This is a genomic window from Chryseobacterium sp. PTM-20240506, assembly GCF_048296755.1.
Lineage (GTDB): Bacteria > Bacteroidota > Bacteroidia > Flavobacteriales > Weeksellaceae > Chryseobacterium > Chryseobacterium proteolyticum.
In genome coordinates this window covers 732,496-751,202 of record NZ_CP182581.1, presented here as the reverse complement: position 1 = coordinate 751,202, position 18,707 = coordinate 732,496, and the positions used below count along the sequence as shown (strand labels likewise).

The following is an 18,707-nucleotide window of genomic DNA, read 5'->3' as shown; positions in this document are numbered from 1 at the left end:
ATCCTGATGTATTCAATATCAAAAAAAATAAGAATTGGCAGAAAAGCTCTCGTAGCAAAAGCAGTTTTTACCAATGATGAAATTATCCCATCTGCAGTCACAACAGGTAAATGTTGTGACTGCGGTTATGAAAATAAACTCGAAATTATCCCTTATCAATCAGGGTTCCCGATCCTTCAGATTTATGAGGGTGACAAAGTCCTTTCGAAAAATGAATTGATAGATAATGGTATTGTTGCTCCAACCCTCCCTAGCATGTTGCATTTTGGAGAATTAACGGTTTCTAATTTACCTACCTTATACTTTGGTACGGATTGTCCATCCTGCCACTCCTCTTATATCTGTGTTTTCAGTTATGGTGAAAAACAACCGGGAGCAACGGTCTTACATATTTCCGGGGTCTGGAAATTTGAAAAAATGGAGTAATCTGTTTTTAATCATCATTTTGATAATTTCGCGTGGTTATTAATTAACATGATTATATGCAAAATCCGACAGAGGATCATGAAGCTTAGATTACGGAGAAGTAGTCTATATTCTACCGTTTTTAGGTACATTTTGCGTTGTACATTTTACCATTAGCAAATCGTTTTCTATCTTTGCTTTAAATAAAAAAATTCATGGATAAAATTGATAGTCTGAACCAAGTAGCAGAATTCCATACTACTTTTAAAGCCCCTATTTTAGAAACACCACAAATTCCTTCTCCTGAAAGATGTAATCTTAGAGTTGAACTGTTACAGGAAGAATTAAACGAATTAAAACAAGCAATCGCAGATAATGATATCGTTGAAATTGCAGATGCTTTATGTGATTTACAATACGTTTTGAGTGGTGCTGTTTTAGAATTTGGTCTTGGCAACAAATTTGTAGAGCTTTTCAACGAAGTTCAGCGTTCCAATATGTCAAAAGCATGTGACAACGAGGAGCAGGCAAATGAAACTGTTGAATTCTATAAAGAAAAAGAAGTAGAATCTTTTTATGAAAAATCAGGAGAAAAATTCAACGTTTACAGAAAAACGGATCACAAAGTTCTGAAAAACAAATACTACTCTCCTGCTGATTTGAAAACGATCATCGAGAAATAAAATATGAAAAAATTTATTACAAATACTGTTGCTATTTCAGGATTGTTCCTGGCTACCCAGCAGCTCAGTGCTCAGAAAGTGGTTGTAAACCGTGAGGTAGAAACCCAGAATGATGGCAAAATGCTTTTGGGTAACCAGTTAAAAGAACAGTTTTTAAAGGCACCTTATGCAGATTGGTATGTGAAAGAGCATGATGAATATGCTTTAGATCAGAAGGCCATTGCAGACTTGAAAAAAGCTAAAATAAGTTCTTATCACATTATTGTTTTCATGGGAACCTGGTGTGAGGATAGCCACAGGGACTTTCCGAGACTGATGAGAATTCTGGAAGAAGTAAATTTTCCGGATAACAGGCTGACCATTATTGCAGTCAATCGCAAAAAGGAATCTCCATCAGGAGAAGAAGGTATTTATAATATCCAGAAAGTTCCGACTATTATTGTTGAAAAATATGATAAAGAAATCGGAAGAATTATTGAAATGCCCAAAACCGGTTATGTAGAAAGGGATCTGGTAGAAATTCTGAAAAAAGATGACAAATCGGTACTTAAAGAAATATTTAAAAAGTAAATATTGAAAAATAATAAGCTTATATTATCTTTTGTAGCAGGAATTCTTGTGATGCTTTTCCTGTTTTTCGGTCTTAAGTCCTGTTTTAATTTTGGAGGCAAAACGGAAAAATCGGATTATTATATTCTGACGAACCAGATTTCCAAAATGAATAAAATGGTGGTTTTGGAACAGAATATTTCCAGCATGCAGAAAACCAAAATGGGTTATGAAGTATTCGGAAACGAAGTATCCAGTAACAGTATAATCACCTATACCAAGACCAATGCCCAGGTTTCCTACGATCTTAATAAAATGAAGATAGAGGTGGATTCGATCAATAAAAAACTGGTTATTACTCAGCTGCCTAATGCCGATATCCGAATTACTCCAAGTGTGGAAATACAGTCGCTTGACGATTCTTTCTTTAACAGGATTTCTGAAAAAGACATTAAAAATGTAACCAACAAAGCAAAAGAAACAGCTATTAAAGCTATTGATGAAAATAAGCTACGAAATGAAGGACGTAAGCAATTGATGGAAAATCTTAATAATATTTTTGTTTTGGCAAAGGCTTTGAATTATACCATTGAAGACAAAACAGGTCAACTCGGTATTTTAGAACTTTAAAATCTAAGCTATGAATTCAAAAGATAATGCTAAAAAGAAGGAATCTGCCAATGCTGCAGAATCGAAAAAACAAAACCAGGATTTCCCAGATATTCCTGCATCATCTAAGAAAACCAATCCACCGGATATCGATAAAGAGGATATTGAAAAATCTTCGAAGAATAAGTCCGGAAAAACAGATAATACCCGTCGGTAAAATAATGAAAGGTCTGCTTCAGAAGAAGCAGACCTTTTCAATATAAAAAAAATAAAATCAAACTCTTAGTTATCACTATACAATAGTGGATTTTCCGATCTTGATATTCTCAAAATTGTAATATGATTTTTCGGAAAATCTGATATAGTCCGCAATGAAGTCCCCTACTTCGCTTGTAGAATAAGATTGCTTCGCATTAAGATCTACGGTTACATATTTGTTTTCAATGGCATGTTCTACCGATTCTCTCAATTTATCTGCTGCCTGATTCAATTTCAGGTGATCCAACATCATTGCCGTACTCAATATTGAGGCTACAGGATTAGCAATACCTTTGCCTTTTGCCTGCGGATAAGACCCGTGAATAGGCTCAAATAGTGCATTTTCATTTCCTATAGATGCGGAAGGCAGAAGTCCTATGGAACCGCCGATTACACTCGCTTCATCAGAAATGATGTCTCCAAACATATTCTCCGTTACGATAACATCAAATTGTTTAGGATTAAGGATCAGCTGCATCGCAGCATTATCTACAAACATAAAATCCAACTGAACTTCAGGATATTCCTGGGCGATTTCCTTACAGATCTTTCTCCACAATCTTGAAGTGTCCAGAACATTAGCTTTATCAATAAGCGTTAATTTCTTTTTACGTTTTTGGGCTTCCTGAAATGCCATATGGACAATAGGTATAATATCTTCCCTGCTGTATTTACAAACATCATAGGCATAAGATCCTTCTTCATCGGTAAATTTTTCACCAAAATAGATCCCACTCACCAATTCCCTAAAAATCTGAATATCCGCTCCTTCAATGATTTCTCTTTTCAAAGGACTTTTCTCAATCAATGAAGAATAGGTTTTTAACGGCCTGATATTGGCAAAAAGCCCTAATTCCTTACGAAGCTTCAGCAATCCCTGTTCAGGCCTTACTTTTGCGTCGGGATTATTATCAAAAGCAGGGTCGCCTATCGCTCCAAAAAGCACGGCATCTGATTCTTTACAAATGTCCAGTGTTTGTTCAGGCAACGGATCTCCTGTCTGAAAAATTGCTTCCGCTCCCATCAATCCATAGGTAAACTGGAAATTGTACTGGAACACTTCACCAATTACTTTAAGGATTTTCACACTCTCACTGACCACCTCAGGACCAATTCCGTCTCCGGGAAGTACAGCTATTTTGAAATAATTATTGTTCATATACTTTTTGTGTTTTTAATTCAAACTCTTTTATGGCTTCTTTTTTACTGATCAGAAAATCAATGTCGTCATATCCGTTAAGCAAACATATTTTCTTATAAGAATCCAATTCAAAATATTCTGTTTTACCATTAAAACTTATAGTTTGCTGTTCAACGTCTATGGTAATTTCCTTTTCAGGATTTTCTGTAATGTCCGTTAAGATTTCCTGTAAGAATACATCAGAAACCTTTACAGGCAACAAACCGTTATTCAAAGCATTTCCTTTGAAAATATCCGCAAAATAACTGGATACAATCACTTTAAACCCATAATCGGTTAAAGACCAGGCAGCATGCTCACGGCTACTCCCACAACCAAAGTTATTACCGGCTACTAAAATCTCACCGCGGTACTGGGGTTTATTTAAAATGAAATCAGCATTTGGCTGATTGGTATGAACATCATATCTCCAATCTCTGAACAGATTATCTCCAAACCCTTTTTTGTCTATACTCTTCAGAAACCTTGCCGGAATGATCTGATCAGTATCTATATTCTCTACAGGCAAAGGAATTGCACTTGATTTTATTATAGTTAGCTTTTGCATTGCTTTAGTTTACTAGATTACAATATGTTTTGGTTAAAAGCTGCTTTATTTAAAATGTATGAGAAATCAGTTCAAACAAAAGCAGCCATTTTTAACATCCTCTATTTGTATGTCTTATTATTAATTTAAATTTTCAAAAATATTGATTCTGCCTTCTATGGCGACTTTAGCAGCAGTCAACGGACTTGCCAGAATAGTTCTGGCTCCCTGTCCCTGTCTGCCTTCAAAATTTCTGTTGGAGGTCGAAACGCAATATTCACCTTCAGGAATCTTATCATCATTCATGGCCAGACAGGCTGAACATCCGGGCTGCCTGATCTGAAAACCGGCATCATTGAATATTTTATCAAGGCCTTCTTCATAGATCTGCTTTACGACTAGCTGGGATCCAGGAACAATAAGCGCTTTAACATTTTGAGATTTATTCTTCCCCTTAATATATTGCGCTGCAGAACGAAAATCTTCAATCCTTGCATTCGTACAGCTTCCAATAAATACATAATTTACCTTAATATCAGAAGGAGACTGACCGGCTTTTAATCCCATGTATTGCAACGCCTTTTCCTCAGATTCATTTTGTGGAACAGGAATAATCTCATCCAAAGAGATACCCATTCCCGGGTTTGTTCCATAGGTAATCATAGGTTTTATTTCTGATGCATCGAAACTAAATTCAGCATCAAATATGGCATCTTCGTCCGTTTTCAGGCTCTTCCAATAGGCAAGCTTTTCTTCCCACTCCTCTCCCTTTGGTGCAAAAGGTTTTCCTTTTACGTAGGCAAAAGTCGTTTCATCAGGAGCAATCATTCCTCCTCTGGCTCCCATTTCAATACTCATATTGCATACCGTCATTCTTCCTTCCATCGACATTTCCTCAAAAACAGACCCCGCATATTCACAGAAATAACCGGTTCCCCCATTAGTCCCTACTTTAGAAATAATATACAGGATAACATCCTTAGGCTGGACATCTTTTTTAAGCTTTCCATTAACCGTAATCCTCATTGATTTCGGTTTATTGAGCAATAAACACTGGCTCGCAAAAACCTGTGCTACCTGGCTGGTTCCGATACCAAAAGCTATTGTTCCGAAAGCTCCGTGTGTAGAAGTATGACTATCTCCGCATACAATGCTCATTCCCGGCTGTGTGATCCCCAGTTCCGGTGCAATAATGTGGACAATTCCCTGATAGGGATGCCCAAGGCCATACAGTTCGATATTATTTTTAGTACAGTTTTCAGTAAGTTGTTGTACCTGGTTTCTTGAAGACTCATCGCGGATAGGTTGCTCCTGATTTAAAGTCGGTACATTGTGATCCGCTGTAGCTACAATCTGATCAGGCCTGAATATTTCAAGATTTCTGGATTCCAGTTCAGCGAAAGCCTGAGGACTTGTTACTTCATGAATAAGATGTTTATCGATATAAATAATTTGCGGTCCGTCAGGAATTGTTTCCACCACATGAGCATCCCAGACCTTATCAAAAAGTGTTTTCTTATTATTGTTCATTTTTTTGTTTGATTTTATTGAGAAATGATGTGAAATGCCTAACTGATTTTTCTCGTTAATGCATTCATCATCAGGCTAAGATCATCATTATCCACTTCTTTTTTAGCATCTGCAATTTTTAAAAACTCCCCATACAAAAAGTCCAGCTCATTTTTGGTAACATCAAAGCCGATATGCTTAAAACGGTATGCAAGAGCAGAACGTCCGCTTCTTGCTGTAAGAATAATCGAAGATTCGGTTACTCCCACATCTTCAGGATTCATGATCTCATAAGTTTCCCTGTTCTTGATCACACCATCCTGGTGGATGCCCGAACTGTGGGCAAACGCATTGGCTCCTATGATTGCTTTATTAGGCTGAACAGGCATTCCCATAAGGTCTGATACCAAAGAACTCATTGTATTCAACATTCTGGAATTAACATCTGTATGAAGTCTAAGGTCTTTATGTTGCTTCAGAATCATGACGACTTCTTCCAAAGCCGTATTTCCTGCTCTCTCTCCCAATCCGTTGATCGTACATTCAATTTGTCTTGCCCCGTTCATTACTCCTGCAATGGAATTAGCAGTTGCCAATCCCAAATCATTATGGCAATGGCATGAAAGGATTGCTTTATCAATGCCTTTTACATTTTCTTTTAGGTATTTAATTTTCTGTCCGTATTCCTCCGGCAGGCAATATCCTGTGGTGTCAGGAATGTTTAAAACGGTTGCCCCGGCTTTTATTACAGCTTCACAAACCCTGGCAAGGTATTCATTATCGGTTCTTCCTGCATCCTCTGCATAAAATTCAACATCTTCCACAAAGCTTTTAGCATATTTTACAGCATCCACTGCCCGTTCAATAATGTCTTCTCTGGTAGAGTTGAATTTATATTTAATATGTGAGTCTGAAGTTCCTATTCCTGTATGGATTCTGGGGCGTTTTGCATATTGCAATGCCTCGGCAGCCACTTCGATATCTTTTTTATTGGCCCTGGTCAGTCCGCAAACTTTTGCATTTCGTACCAACTTGGAAATTTCAGAAACGGAATGAAAATCTCCCGGACTTGATACCGGAAAACCGGCTTCTATTACATCAATCCCTAGCTTATCAAGCCTTTCGGCGATAATTAATTTTTGTTCTGTGTTTAACTTACATCCCGGAACCTGTTCCCCATCACGCAAAGTGGTATCAAAAATTTCAATTTTTTCGGAATTCATAATGAAGTTTTTACTTAATTTTGATCCAAAACTAAGGCTTGCATATTTTTTACATTTTCAATTTTAATGAAAATTACAATATTCAAATAATGAAAAACTAAACGTAAGTATAATAAAATCAATAATTTAAATTATTAAATTTTACAATGGCAGAATTGCAGAAAGACTTCTTATTTGTACTCATTAAATCATTAACCACTTCTGAGAAACGGCAATTTAAGCTTTATGTTAATCGTTTAGGAATTAATGTAGATGCTAAATTTCTACTACTTTTCTCTGAGCTTGACAAAATGACTGAGTATAACGAGTCTGTCATCATAGAGAAGAAAATTTCTACCAAGCAGCAGCTTTCTAACCTGAAAGCGCATCTCTATAAGCAAATCTTAGTAAGCCTTCGTATGAACCCGAGCCATCAAAATTACAGGATTCAGCTTCGCGAGCAACTTGATTTTGCCAATATCCTGTATCAGAAAGGACTATACAAGCAGGCTTTAAAAATATTGGATAAAACGAAGCAATCTGCCCTGGAACTAGATGAAAAAAGCATCGCTTCAGAGATTATTGACCTTGAGAAGGTAATTGAGTCCCAATTTATTACACGAAGTATAGACGGAAGGGCCGAAGAACTAATAAGAGAGTCTAAAGAAATAAGCAAACAAAACCAATACACAACTGAACTTTCCAATCTTTCATTGAAGTTATACAGTGAAATGCTCACCCATGGGTATGTGAAAAACGATGCGGACAGGCAAGAGGTACTGGAAATCTTCAACTCTCAGATTAAAAATATAAAACCTTCCAGTTTAAATTTTACTGAAAAACTTTGGTATTATAAAGCGCATGTCTGGAAAAATCAGCTATTGCAGGATTACAAATACACGCTGAAATATGCTTATCAGTGGGTAGAGCTGTTTCATCAGAAACCCGAAATGATTTTTAGTCATCCGGTGTGGTATATCAAAGGCAATACTTATTTACTGAAGATCCTTTTCCTTTATGGTAATATCGATATTTTAGAAAAACAATTTGAAAATTTCACTAAAACGGTTTCTTCACCTGGATTTGCCCAAAATGAGAATTTACAGGCTCTTACATTCCTTACCTACTCCAATACTTTAATGAATATCCATTTCGTAAAAGGAGAGTTTTTCAGTGGAACGAAGCTTATTCCAGAAATAGAAATGAAGATGGAAAAGCTCCGGGATAAAATTGATGAGCACCATTTTATGATTCTGTATCTTAAGATGGCAGCTATGTTTTTTGGAAGCAAGAAGTATAATGAATCGATGCGCTACTCTATGAAGATCATCGAGTCAAAAGGCAACGTACAGGAAGATCTTTTATTTCATACGAGGATTCTGATCCTTATGTCCAAGCATGAATCCGGAAATGACGAAGATTACGATGAGTTTATTAAAGCTACTTTAAAGTTCGCTTTAAAGATGAAAAAGCCGGAAGAATTTCATTTTGAAAGCATCGATTTTTTTAAAAATCTCAATAACCTTGTTTTGGATGAAAGACAAAAAGCATTTGAAGCATTTGACCGGAAACTGGATCAATATGAAAACAATGAATATTACAGACGTTCACTCTTTTATATAGATATCCATGGCTGGATACAGTCAAAAGTTCAGCATGTGGATGTAATTGAAATTATAAAGAAAAAAGTGAAGTATAAAAGACTGAAATAATAAATAACACCAGATGGTAACCGACTTTTAAAGCCACCATCTGGTGTTTATTTTAAAGCTTTTTTATAAAATCCAGAGCATTTTTATGGCTTATTTTTTCCATTAGCTCAACGGAATAATTTTCGGAAATCTTTTTATTGATTGCTTCATAGGCGGTAGCATTCTCGAACTCCTGAAAGAATATGGGAAGCTTTGACGGATCCGGATAGTTTTTGCAGTAGTAAAAATCTGCACCAAAAGCAATTGAATTTTCTCCACCAAGATCAAGCCCATATTGAAGATGTTCATATAGCTTGTAAGGATCAGTTTCATGAACACAATTCCTGATAAAGTTAAGTCCGATAAGACCTTTTCTCCTAATCACTTCTTTTGCCAGTTCATCAGGAAGATTCCTCTTTTTATCATAGATAGTGCGGTAATTGGAATGGCTTGCCAGGATAGGAATATGATAGTTTCTCTGATCGATATAATTAAGAATATCATAGGCCAGCTGATCGCTTGTATGGGAAAGATCAATGGCAATTTTTCGGTCCGAAATATAATCCAGAACTACTTTTCCGTCTTCTTTTAATCCTGTCCCTGAATTATTTCCGCCCCCAAATCGGTTTTCTGTATGATGCGTAAGTCCTATATAAAGGACTTTCTGCGTGTTATTGATAATAGCTTCCAGGTTTTTAAAACCTGTTTCGAGGTCAGAATCCTCTTCACAAAATGAGGATGCATTTTCTATGGAAGCAAGTACTCCTGCCCGATCCTTATTTTCGTGTGCTTCATAATTTGAAGGATCAAACAGGAAGAAATCATCAGTATTCAATAAATCAGCGAATACCTCACTTTGCCTGATTCCTTCGGCCGTACTGTTCATAGCTGTAGCTGTGTAAATGGCCATTACCTGTAATTTTACATTTCCTTCTCTTAAATAGGGCAATGAACACCCCAACTCCCTGTCATCTGGTTTTGAATTTTTTCTTAGCAGATAATACAATAAATCACAGTGTAAATCAAAATTCATTTCATTCATTATATTTTATCTTTATTTATGTCGAGTTCTTTATTAATCCACTTAATATCACTATTTTCAAATACTTTTAAGAGTTCCGGAACAAAATCTCCGAATTTCTTATATTTTTTTCTGTTAGCATTGTATTCCTTTATCTTTCTTTCTAACTGAGGGAGAAAAATAAAATGATTTTTCAGATGATAGGCCTCTAGTTTTTTAGCACGTTCAAGATCATTCTGTATAATGGCTGTTTCAATTTCCCCCAACCTTACCAGATGTTCTACCACGCAAGTCTGATAATCGGCAACGCCACCTGTTTTTGTCATGATTTCTTTTAAGTTTGATTTTTCAAACAAATCCTTAAACATATTGAGCTTATCCTTATTCTGATAGACTTCCTTATTTATAAATGCATGACCAAACTCATGAATAGTTAAAAACCTCGCCTGAAACTGGTTGTTATATCCACATTCCCCTTCTTTTGCCACTCTCATAAAAGGGCTTGCAACTTCATAAATACTTTTCTTTCCTCCCGAATGTTGTATATCAGTACCAATGCCACGACCTTCATTATCTTCTATTGGCCACATCATCATTGGTGAAATGAAAACAGTATAGCTGCCAAATCTTTCTCCATAGTAATGTTCCATTGCTGAAACAAAATTCGCGGGAATCTGTTGGTAATATTCTTTAATTCCACCTTCATAGAATGTTTTATTCTCTGAAAAGAAATCCCCAATTTTTTCCTGTATATAAAATTGCTGCAATTCTGAGATGTAGTTTTTAATAAGGAATGTTATTTCATCATTTTGTACTTTGGTCAGCGTATTTTTTTCAAATAAATAGTCATCATTCCAGCCTTTTAATGGAAATTCTTTATGTGATAAAAGCGGTTTCATGATTGCGTCATTTCCAATGCCATATTTACTGAGTAGCGTATCATTAATCTTTGCAGTAAGATGAGCGATTTTAGAATTTTTCAGATGCCCATATTTTTCCAATGCTCTTTTTACAATAGGCTGGTAGGTTGAGCACTCTTTAATCTTGAATAATTCAAAATCTTTATTGATCTTCCTATGCTCAGCTGAAAGGATCTCAGCTAAAAAATAAGTATCTATATTTTTGCTGTAAGAAACCTGAAATTTTGGGGCTTTTTTTTGTGAAAAAGAGAATGTGAAAAATAAAACAGTAAATACCGTTAATAGGTTTTTCATTATTTTGAATTATTTATTTATTCAAATATACGTTAATATACCATTTTAAATAAAAAATGCGTATTTTTGCATCTTAAAATTTCATAGTAAACAATGATAAAAATTACACTTCCAGACAATAGTGTCAAAGAATTCGAGGGAGAAGTAACTCCTTTAGATGTGGCAAAATCTATAAGCGAAGGATTGGCTAGAAATACCATTTCCGCAGTCGTAAACGGCAAACAAGTAGAGATTACCACACCTATAACGACGGATTCTACGGTACAGCTATTGACATGGAATGATGATCTTGGAAAGAAAGCTTTCTGGCATTCTTCTGCCCACCTTCTGGCGCAGGCCATCCTTGAATTTTATCCTGATGCTAAGCTTACTATCGGCCCAGCCATAGAAAATGGATTTTATTATGACGTAGATTTTGGAGACGAAAGTTTATCTGAAAAGGATTTTGAAAAGATTGAAAAGAAAGTTTTAGAGAATGCTAAGAAAGGTTCTACATTCTCCCTCTATCCTGTTTCCAAAGAAGAGGCATTAAAAACTTATGCAGATAATCCTTATAAAGTAGAACTGATCTCCAATCTTAATGACGGAGAAATTACTTTTGTAACTCATGATAATTTCACGGATTTATGCCGTGGAGGTCATATTCCCAATACAGGAATTGTAAAGGCCGTAAAAATATTAAATGCAGCAGGAGCATACTGGAGAGGTGATGAAAAGAACCCCCAATTGACAAGGGTTTACGGTATTTCTTTCCCAAAACAGAAAGAGCTTACAGAATATCTGGAAAGATTGGAAGAAGCAAAAAGAAGGGATCACAGAAAACTTGGAAAAGAATTAGGGATTTTCGCATTCTCTGAAAAAGTGGGTGCCGGACTTCCGCTATGGCTTCCAAAAGGTACTGCATTAAGAAGAAAATTAGAAAACTTCCTTAGTGAGGCTCAGAAAAAAGGAGGCTATGAATTCGTGATGTCCCCGCATATTGGTTCAAAAGAGCTGTATGTGACTTCAGGACACTGGGATAAATATGGGGCAGACAGTTTCCAGCCTATTAAAACACCGAATGAAGGTGAAGAATTTTTGCTGAAGCCTATGAACTGTCCTCACCACTGTGAAATCTACAAAACTTCACAATGGAGCTACAGGGATCTTCCAAAAAGATATGCAGAGTTCGGTACTGTTTACAGATATGAGCAAAGTGGAGAGCTTCACGGCTTGACAAGAGTACGTGGATTTACTCAGGATGATGCCCACTTATTCTGTACTCCGGATCAGCTGTCGGAAGAATTTGAGAAAGTAATAGATTTAACACTTTATGTTTTTAAATCTTTAGGATTTGAGGATTTTGTTACACAGGTTTCTTTAAGAGATCCTGAAAACAAGGAAAAATATATCGGTTCTGATGAGAATTGGGAGAAAGCTGAAAATGCCATCATCAATGCAGCAGAGAAAAAAGGATTGAAAACCGTTATCGAATATGGTGAAGCTGCCTTCTATGGCCCTAAACTGGACTTCATGGTTAAGGATGCGTTAGGAAGAAAATGGCAGTTAGGAACCATCCAGGTGGACTATAACCTGCCGGAAAGGTTTGATCTTCACTACATCGGAAATGATAACGAAAAGCACAGACCGGTAATGATTCATAGAGCGCCGTTTGGTTCTATGGAAAGATTTATCGCTATTTTATTAGAAAATACAGCAGGAGATTTTCCTTTATGGTTGAGCCCTGATCAGTATATAATTCTACCGATTAGTGAAAAATATGTAGATTATGCAAAAAAAGTTTCACAATTTTTGGAAAATCACGATATTAGCGGTCTGATTGATGACAGAAATGAGAAGACCGGAAAGAAAATCCGTGATGCAGAATTAAAGAAAATCCCTTTCATGATTGTGATCGGTGAAAATGAAGAAAAAGACGGAACCGTTTCAGTAAGAAGACGTGGAGAAGGAGATCTTGGCGTAATGAAGATGGAAGATTTCGTCAATTATTTTAAAAAAGAAGCAGCTATATAAGAAAGCTGTCAATAGAAAGTTAACCAATAAAATTTAAGACAATAGCACAAAGATTTAACAACAGAGGCCCAATGCGTCGTCCGGTACAGGAGGATTTGCATCAAATTAATGGTAAAATCAGAGCCAGAGAAGTTCGTTTGGTAGGTGACAATGTGGAACCTGGAGTTTACCCATTAGATAAGGCTTTGCAGATAGCCAAGGATCAGGAATTAGACCTGGTTGTGATTTCAGACAAAGCAGAACCTTTTATTGCAAGAGTATTAGACTATAAGAAGTTTTTATACGAGCAAAAGAAAAAACAAAAGGAACTTAAGGCAAAACAAATAAAAGTGGTTGTAAAAGAGATCCGTTTCGGGCCTCAGACAGATGACCATGATTATGAATTCAAGAAAAAGCACGCTGAGAAATTCCTGGAAGAAGGTTCGAAACTTAAAACCTATGTATTTTTCAAAGGACGTTCAATTATCTTTAAAGATCAGGGAGAAATTTTACTTTTAAAACTTGCACAGGAACTTGAGCATGTAGGTAAAGTAGACCAGCTTCCTAAATTGGAAGGTAAAAGGATGATTATGATGATGAGTCCTAAAAAAGCAGCTAAATAATCAAATTAAATTCAGAATTTAATTTCCAATATAAACCTCAAAGAAATTTGAGGTTTTTTTTTATTCAATTCCGAATAAAATATCCTATGTTAAGAGTTGTGTTTATTAATAAATTTAATTTTGAATTAGAAATAAGATTAAAATATCATAGATATTAAAAAATTAAATTACTAATCATAAAATTAAAAACAATGAGTACAATTCAACTAAAAGACGGAACTGAAATTTATTACAAAGACTGGGGAAAAGGACAACCTGTATTTTTTCATCACGGATGGCCATTATCAAGTGACGACTGGGATGCTCAAATGCTTTTCTTTTTGGAAAAAGGATACAGAGTCATTGCTCACGACAGAAGGGGGCATGGAAGATCCACCCAGACTGCGGAGGGACATGATATGGACACGTATGCATCAGATGTTGATGAGATTGTAACGGCACTAGACCTGAAAGATGTGATCCACGTAGGACATTCCACAGGAGGCGGTGAAGTGATCAGATATGTAGCACAGCATGGAAAAGGAAGAGTTGCCAAAGCTGTTTTAATAAGCGCTGTTACCCCGATTATGGTTCAAAATCAAAATAACCCGAACGGTGTCCCGATTTCTGTTTTTGATGATATCCGTAACAATACGGCACACCACAGGCAGCAATTCTATATCGATATTACCTTCCCTTTTTATGGCTATAACAGAGAAGGAGCTAACATTTCCGAAGGTATCCAGAGAAACTGGTGGAGACAGGGAATGATGGGATCAATTAAAGCACATTATGACTGTATCAAAGCTTTTTCGGAAACTGATTTTACAGAAGATCTTAAAAGTACAGATGTTCCGGTATTGGTGCTTCATGGGGAAGATGATCAGATTGTACCTTATGAAACTACAGGTGTGGTAGCCGCAAAATTAGTTAAAAATGGAAAGTTGATCACTTATCCGGGATTCCCTCACGGTATGCCAACGACTGAAGCTGAAACTATTAACAGAGATCTTCTTGCTTTTTTCCAATCATAAAACCTTAATTGAAATAAAAACTAAAAGGACTGATTCACCAATCGGTCTTTTTTTTGTTATAAATTTATCTTCCTGAAAATGCGATTAATAAAGAGAAAATTAAAATATATTAAGTCTTATAATTGTGAGTTAATTTGATTTTTTATTATTTTTGCGGCTCAAAAAAATAATATATGAAGATAAAATTATTGACTTTTGTAAGTCTTTCAATGCTTTTAGCATCTTGTGGTCAGGACGATACTCTTGACAATGTAATTGTAGAAAATGGAAAGGTACAAACAACTGCGAATGCAAATAAATCTATTCCTGGTGGTGGTCTTACCACATTAACATTTATTTCGGAAACAACCAATCATCCTCAGGTGTTAAATGCCGGCGAATCAATTAGTTTAGAAAATCAGGGTGTTACTTACCGTCTGGTAATGCAAGGAGATAGTAATCTTGTCCTATATGCTGAAACACCTAGCAGCTACAGAGTACTATGGGCATCTAATACGGTAAGAAGCGGAGGTACCCCAAAACTTATTGCACAAAATGATGGGAATCTTGTTATTTACAATAACGATACTCCTCTTTGGAATTCAGACAGCGCAGTTGCAGGGAACGTTTCCAACCCACATATTAAGCTTCAGCTTTATTCAAGAACCGGATATTTAATCGGTAGTGGTTTTAGAGTTAAAGTTATTCTGGGTGGAAATAATCAGGAAAGAAGAGAAATAACTCATAAGGATATCTAGTGAGTAATTTAATGATTTGTAACCACTTTTTATAGAAGTGGTTTTTTGAAAATACTATAAAATCACAATTTTGAAAATTCGAATTGATATTTTTTGTATCTTTGCACACTATTATTCCTAAGTGTCTTTGGGAAGAAAGTAAATCAGATATTGATAACAAAATAATAAAAAAGCAAGACAATGCCAAAATTAAAAACGAAATCAGGTGCTAAGAAACGTTTTGCTCTTACCGGAACTGGTAAGATCAAAAGAAAAAATGCTTACAAAAGCCACATCTTAACTAAAAAAGAAACTAAGCAGAAGAGAAATCTTACTACTACTTCTTACGTAGCTAAAGTGGATGAGAAAAGCGTTCAACGTCAATTAGCAATTAAGTAGTTTTTATAAATCTATATTCGGTTTATAGGAATTAAAACAATTCAGAATTTTTAACCCTGAAACGGAGCAGATAAGTGTAATGAAAAAGTTTACCGCCCTTTTCAAAAAAACAATTTAAATTATGCCAAGATCAGTAAATGCAGTAGCTTCAAGAGCTCGCAGAAAAAAAATCATGAAACAAGCTAAAGGTTTTTTCGGTAGAAGAAAGAACGTTTGGACTGTAGCTAAAAACGCGGTAGAAAAAGCAATGCAATATGCTTACCGTGGAAGAAAAGAGAAAAAGAGAAATTTCAGATCACTTTGGATCACGCGTATCAACGCTGGAACAAGAGAGCACGGAATGTCTTACTCTCAATTTATGGGAGCTCTTAAAAAGAACAACATTGAGCTTAACAGAAAAGTTTTAGCAGATTTAGCAATGAATCACCCTGAAGCTTTCAAAGCAGTTGTAGATCAAGTAAAATAATGTAAAATTTTTTGTTATCAATATTAAATCCTGAGTTTTTTGCTCAGGATTTTTTTATTATATACATTTGTTTCATTAAAAATATAATAATTCTGTAATTCTTTTATCAAGTGAAAAAAATAACTACTCTACTTCTTTTTTCCATTGCTATTTATAGCGCAAAGGCACAAAGCTTTATTCAGGCTTACCAAAGCAGAGCAACTCAGGTTTCACAAACCAATATTACAGCTAATTTACACGAGTTTGAAAACCTGGGTGTAAAAACAACAGGTTCTGTAAATAATACCAATACTTTAAACTGGATCAAAAATAAATATACGTCTTACGGATATAGTGCAAGTCAGATGGTTGAGGATCCTTTTACCTTTGGAAGTACCAGTTCTAAGAATTTAATTATTACCAAAACAGGAACTGTTTATCCTGATACCTATGTAATTATCTGCGGACATTATGATACCATAACCGGTTCCGGAGTTAGCGACAATGGAAGCGGAACGTCTATTATATTGGAAGCTGCAAGAATCTTAAAAGATATTCCAACAGAATATTCTATTAAATTCATTCATTTTTCAGGAGAAGAACAGGGACTGGAAGGAAGCTATCATTATGCAGACAATGTGGTTTTTCAGAATAATATCCGTCAGATGAATATAAGACTGGTATTTAATATAGATCAGGTAGGTGGAAAACTTGGCAATAACAATAATACGATAAAGTGTGAGAAAGGCGTTAACGGAAGCTCTGCCAATAATGCAACTTCAAGTGCGTTTACCCAACAGCTGGCCACTTGTACAAGTCTTTACTCCCCTCTTCAGACTGTAATTACTAATGCATATTCCTCAGATTATATTCCTTTTGAACAAAACGGAGATATCATTACAGGTTTTTATGAGAATATCAAAAGTAATAATGAACATACGGTAAATGATACCTTTGCCAATATAGATCCTGTGTATGTCTACAACGTAGGTATGGCAGCGGTTGGTGCTCTTCAACATTTTGCTGTAGCAACAACTCTGAATTTGGGAACAAGCGAAACAGAAGGACAGAAATCATTAGAATCTGTAAAGATCTACCCTAACCCGGCAAAAGACGTATTGACAATTGACCTGCCAAATACGATTAATGATTTTAATTTTGAATTAACAGATCTGCTAGGTCACACTTTAATTAAACAGAATAATAAGAAAGCGATCCAGGTTTCTTCTCTGACAAACGGTGCCTATTTAGCTATAATAAAAACTGCTGATCATACCGCTGTACGGAAAGTAATAATCAGCAAATAACTCACCGCTAAAAAAATAATTTAAAAATGCTTTTATTACACGTTATAAAAGCATTTTTTATTTATACTACAAAATTAATATTCTTTCATTGTGATTTTATTATTACTTTTGCAAAAATCACCAACTAATGAAAAATGTAATTACTTTTCTAATTTTTTGCCTGCTAAGTCAGCAACTATCATCTCAAACATTTATTCAGGCCTATCAGAACAGGGCCAATCAGGTTACTCAAACCAATATTACAACGAATTTACAGCAATTTGAAAACCTTGGTGTCAAAACTACAGGTTCCACGAACAATGCGAATACTCTCACGTGGATAAAAAATAAGTACCTCTCTTATGGCTATACAGCCAGTCAAATCGTTGAAGATCCTTTTACATTTGGAAGTACGAGTTCAAAGAATCTGATCATTACGAAAACAGGGACAACATATCCCAATACGTATGTAATTATTTGCGCCCATTATGATACGGTAACAGGATCCGGCGTAAGTGATAACGGAAGCGGAACTTCAATTTTATTAGAGGCCGCAAGAATTTTAAAAGATGTCCCTACCCAGTATTCAATAAAATTCATTCATTTTTCAGGAGAGGAACAGGGACTTTACGGGAGCTACCACTATGCGGACAATGTAGTTTTTCAAAACGGAGTTCGCAAACTTAATATAAGACTGGTCTTCAATATTGATCAGGTGGGAGGTAAATTAGGAAATAACAACAATAAGATAAAATGTGAAAAGGGAGTTAACGGAAGTTCTGCCAATAATGCAACATCGAGCTCCTTTACCCAACAGCTGGCTACCTGTACAAGTCTGTACTCTCCTCTTCAGACAGTAATGGCTACCGCATATGCTTCAGACTATATTCCTTTTGAAGAAAACGGAGATATTATCACAGGTTTTTATGAGAATATCAGGAGCAATAATGAGCATACGGTAAATGATACCTTTGCCAATATAGATCCTGTATATGTATTCAATGTAGGTAAAGCTGCTGTTGGTGCGCTCCAACATTTTGCCGTTGCATCTACAACCGCAGCAATGGTTCTAAACACAGAAGAAACAAAAGCTCAGGCATCAATAGAATCAGTAAAGATATATCCTAACCCGGCAAAAGATATTATAACTATTGATTTACCTGATACCATTAAAGAATTCAACTTTGAGCTGACAGATCTTTTAGGACATATTCTGATCAAAAAAGAAAATCAAGGAAAAATCGATGTTTCCGGTTTGCAGGAAGGAGCTTATCTAGTCATTATAAAAGCCAAAGGTCAGACTACAACAAGAAAAATTGTTATAGAAAAATAAATCATCAAATATCTCCCAATTACAAAAATGCT

General features: G+C 35.6%; 20 protein-coding genes. 14 read left to right on the top strand and 6 right to left on the bottom strand.

Translation table 11 applies throughout. The features are described 5' to 3' along the window. Positions 1-6 precede the first annotated feature (6 nt). The 5 genes from ACNFU2_RS03130 (at position 7) to ACNFU2_RS03110 (ending at position 2,463) form a co-directional block, all read left to right on the top strand. Complete coding sequence (locus ACNFU2_RS03130) at positions 7-426, top strand: hypothetical protein (protein ID WP_418123656.1); 420 nt, start codon at positions 7-9, stop codon at positions 424-426. Positions 427-620: 194 nt separating this feature from the next. Further along, positions 621-1,088, top strand: a complete 468-nt coding sequence (locus tag ACNFU2_RS03125; protein ID WP_172282968.1) for a nucleoside triphosphate pyrophosphohydrolase family protein — start codon at positions 621-623, stop codon at positions 1,086-1,088. A 3-nt stretch (positions 1,089-1,091) separates the two neighbouring features. Next, on the top strand, positions 1,092-1,658 hold the full coding sequence (locus tag ACNFU2_RS03120; RefSeq protein WP_273647927.1) for a thioredoxin: 567 nt from the start codon (positions 1,092-1,094) through the stop codon (positions 1,656-1,658). A gap of 3 nt (positions 1,659-1,661) precedes the next feature. Continuing rightward, positions 1,662-2,267 carry a DUF4230 domain-containing protein gene (locus tag ACNFU2_RS03115; RefSeq protein ID WP_172282971.1) on the top strand — a complete coding sequence of 202 codons (606 nt, stop codon included), beginning with the start codon at positions 1,662-1,664 and terminating at the stop codon, positions 2,265-2,267. Between the two features lie 10 nt (positions 2,268-2,277). Continuing rightward, complete coding sequence (locus tag ACNFU2_RS03110; protein ID WP_172282973.1) at positions 2,278-2,463, top strand: hypothetical protein; 186 nt, start codon at positions 2,278-2,280, stop codon at positions 2,461-2,463. Positions 2,464-2,538: 75 nt separating this feature from the next. On the opposite strand, the gene leuB is transcribed toward ACNFU2_RS03110, so the two are convergent. From leuB to ACNFU2_RS03090, 4 genes are all read right to left on the bottom strand, one after another. Then, positions 2,539-3,663, bottom strand: a complete 1,125-nt coding sequence (leuB, locus tag ACNFU2_RS03105; protein WP_172282975.1) for a 3-isopropylmalate dehydrogenase — start codon at positions 3,661-3,663, stop codon at positions 2,539-2,541. After that, the gene (gene leuD, locus ACNFU2_RS03100; RefSeq protein WP_172282977.1) at positions 3,653-4,252 is read right to left on the bottom strand and encodes a 3-isopropylmalate dehydratase small subunit; all 600 of its coding nucleotides are present in this window, start codon (positions 4,250-4,252) and stop codon (positions 3,653-3,655) included. The genes leuB and leuD overlap by 11 nt, the downstream gene beginning before the upstream one ends. A 120-nt stretch (positions 4,253-4,372) precedes the next feature. Next, positions 4,373-5,761: a 3-isopropylmalate dehydratase large subunit gene (leuC, locus tag ACNFU2_RS03095; RefSeq protein ID WP_172282978.1), complete on the bottom strand. Its 1,389-nt coding sequence runs from the start codon at positions 5,759-5,761 to the stop codon at positions 4,373-4,375. Between the two features lie 38 nt (positions 5,762-5,799). Beyond that, a complete protein-coding gene (locus ACNFU2_RS03090) occupies positions 5,800-6,963 on the bottom strand; it encodes a 2-isopropylmalate synthase (RefSeq protein WP_273647925.1) in 1,164 nt (387 codons plus the stop codon). Positions 6,964-7,109: 146 nt separating this feature from the next. Here ACNFU2_RS03090 and ACNFU2_RS03085 point away from each other — a divergent pair, with 146 nt between their 5' ends. Further along, positions 7,110-8,654, top strand: a complete 1,545-nt coding sequence (locus tag ACNFU2_RS03085; RefSeq protein ID WP_306612181.1) for a hypothetical protein — start codon at positions 7,110-7,112, stop codon at positions 8,652-8,654. Positions 8,655-8,706: 52 nt separating this feature from the next. Here ACNFU2_RS03085 and ACNFU2_RS03080 read toward each other — a convergent pair whose 3' ends face one another. Together ACNFU2_RS03080 and ACNFU2_RS03075 are read right to left on the bottom strand one after the other, a co-directional pair. Beyond that, complete coding sequence (locus ACNFU2_RS03080) at positions 8,707-9,666, bottom strand: dipeptidase (protein ID WP_418123652.1); 960 nt, start codon at positions 9,664-9,666, stop codon at positions 8,707-8,709. 8 nt (positions 9,667-9,674) lie between these two features. Then, on the bottom strand, positions 9,675-10,868 hold the full coding sequence (locus tag ACNFU2_RS03075) for a DUF4932 domain-containing protein (protein WP_273647922.1): 1,194 nt from the start codon (positions 10,866-10,868) through the stop codon (positions 9,675-9,677). A gap of 93 nt (positions 10,869-10,961) precedes the next feature. Between ACNFU2_RS03075 and thrS the strand changes: the two genes are divergently transcribed. The 8 genes from thrS to ACNFU2_RS03035 all read left to right on the top strand — a co-directional run bounded on the left by thrS (position 10,962) and on the right by ACNFU2_RS03035 (position 18,675). Continuing rightward, complete coding sequence (thrS, locus tag ACNFU2_RS03070; RefSeq protein WP_172282986.1) at positions 10,962-12,881, top strand: threonine--tRNA ligase; 1,920 nt, start codon at positions 10,962-10,964, stop codon at positions 12,879-12,881. 71 nt (positions 12,882-12,952) lie between these two features. Further along, positions 12,953-13,483 (top strand): translation initiation factor IF-3, encoded by a 531-nt coding sequence (gene infC, locus ACNFU2_RS03065; RefSeq protein WP_172282988.1) that lies wholly within the window; start codon positions 12,953-12,955, stop codon positions 13,481-13,483. Positions 13,484-13,674: 191 nt separating this feature from the next. Next, positions 13,675-14,496, top strand: coding sequence for an alpha/beta fold hydrolase (locus tag ACNFU2_RS03060; protein ID WP_306612175.1), 822 nt, complete (start codon positions 13,675-13,677; stop codon positions 14,494-14,496). A 173-nt stretch (positions 14,497-14,669) separates the two neighbouring features. Further along, on the top strand, positions 14,670-15,233 hold the full coding sequence (locus tag ACNFU2_RS03055) for a hypothetical protein (protein WP_172282991.1): 564 nt from the start codon (positions 14,670-14,672) through the stop codon (positions 15,231-15,233). 180 nt (positions 15,234-15,413) lie between these two features. Continuing rightward, positions 15,414-15,611 (top strand): 50S ribosomal protein L35, encoded by a 198-nt coding sequence (rpmI, locus tag ACNFU2_RS03050; protein WP_034676300.1) that lies wholly within the window; start codon positions 15,414-15,416, stop codon positions 15,609-15,611. A 121-nt stretch (positions 15,612-15,732) separates the two neighbouring features. Beyond that, entirely contained in the window at positions 15,733-16,077 is a 345-nt protein-coding gene (rplT, locus tag ACNFU2_RS03045; RefSeq protein ID WP_172282993.1) for a 50S ribosomal protein L20, read from the top strand. Between the two features lie 110 nt (positions 16,078-16,187). Continuing rightward, complete coding sequence (locus ACNFU2_RS03040; protein WP_306612164.1) at positions 16,188-17,363, top strand: M28 family peptidase; 1,176 nt, start codon at positions 16,188-16,190, stop codon at positions 17,361-17,363. A gap of 127 nt (positions 17,364-17,490) precedes the next feature. Further along, on the top strand, positions 17,491-18,675 hold the full coding sequence (locus ACNFU2_RS03035; RefSeq protein ID WP_306612162.1) for a M28 family peptidase: 1,185 nt from the start codon (positions 17,491-17,493) through the stop codon (positions 18,673-18,675). The last annotated feature ends 32 nt before the right edge of the window (positions 18,676-18,707 follow it).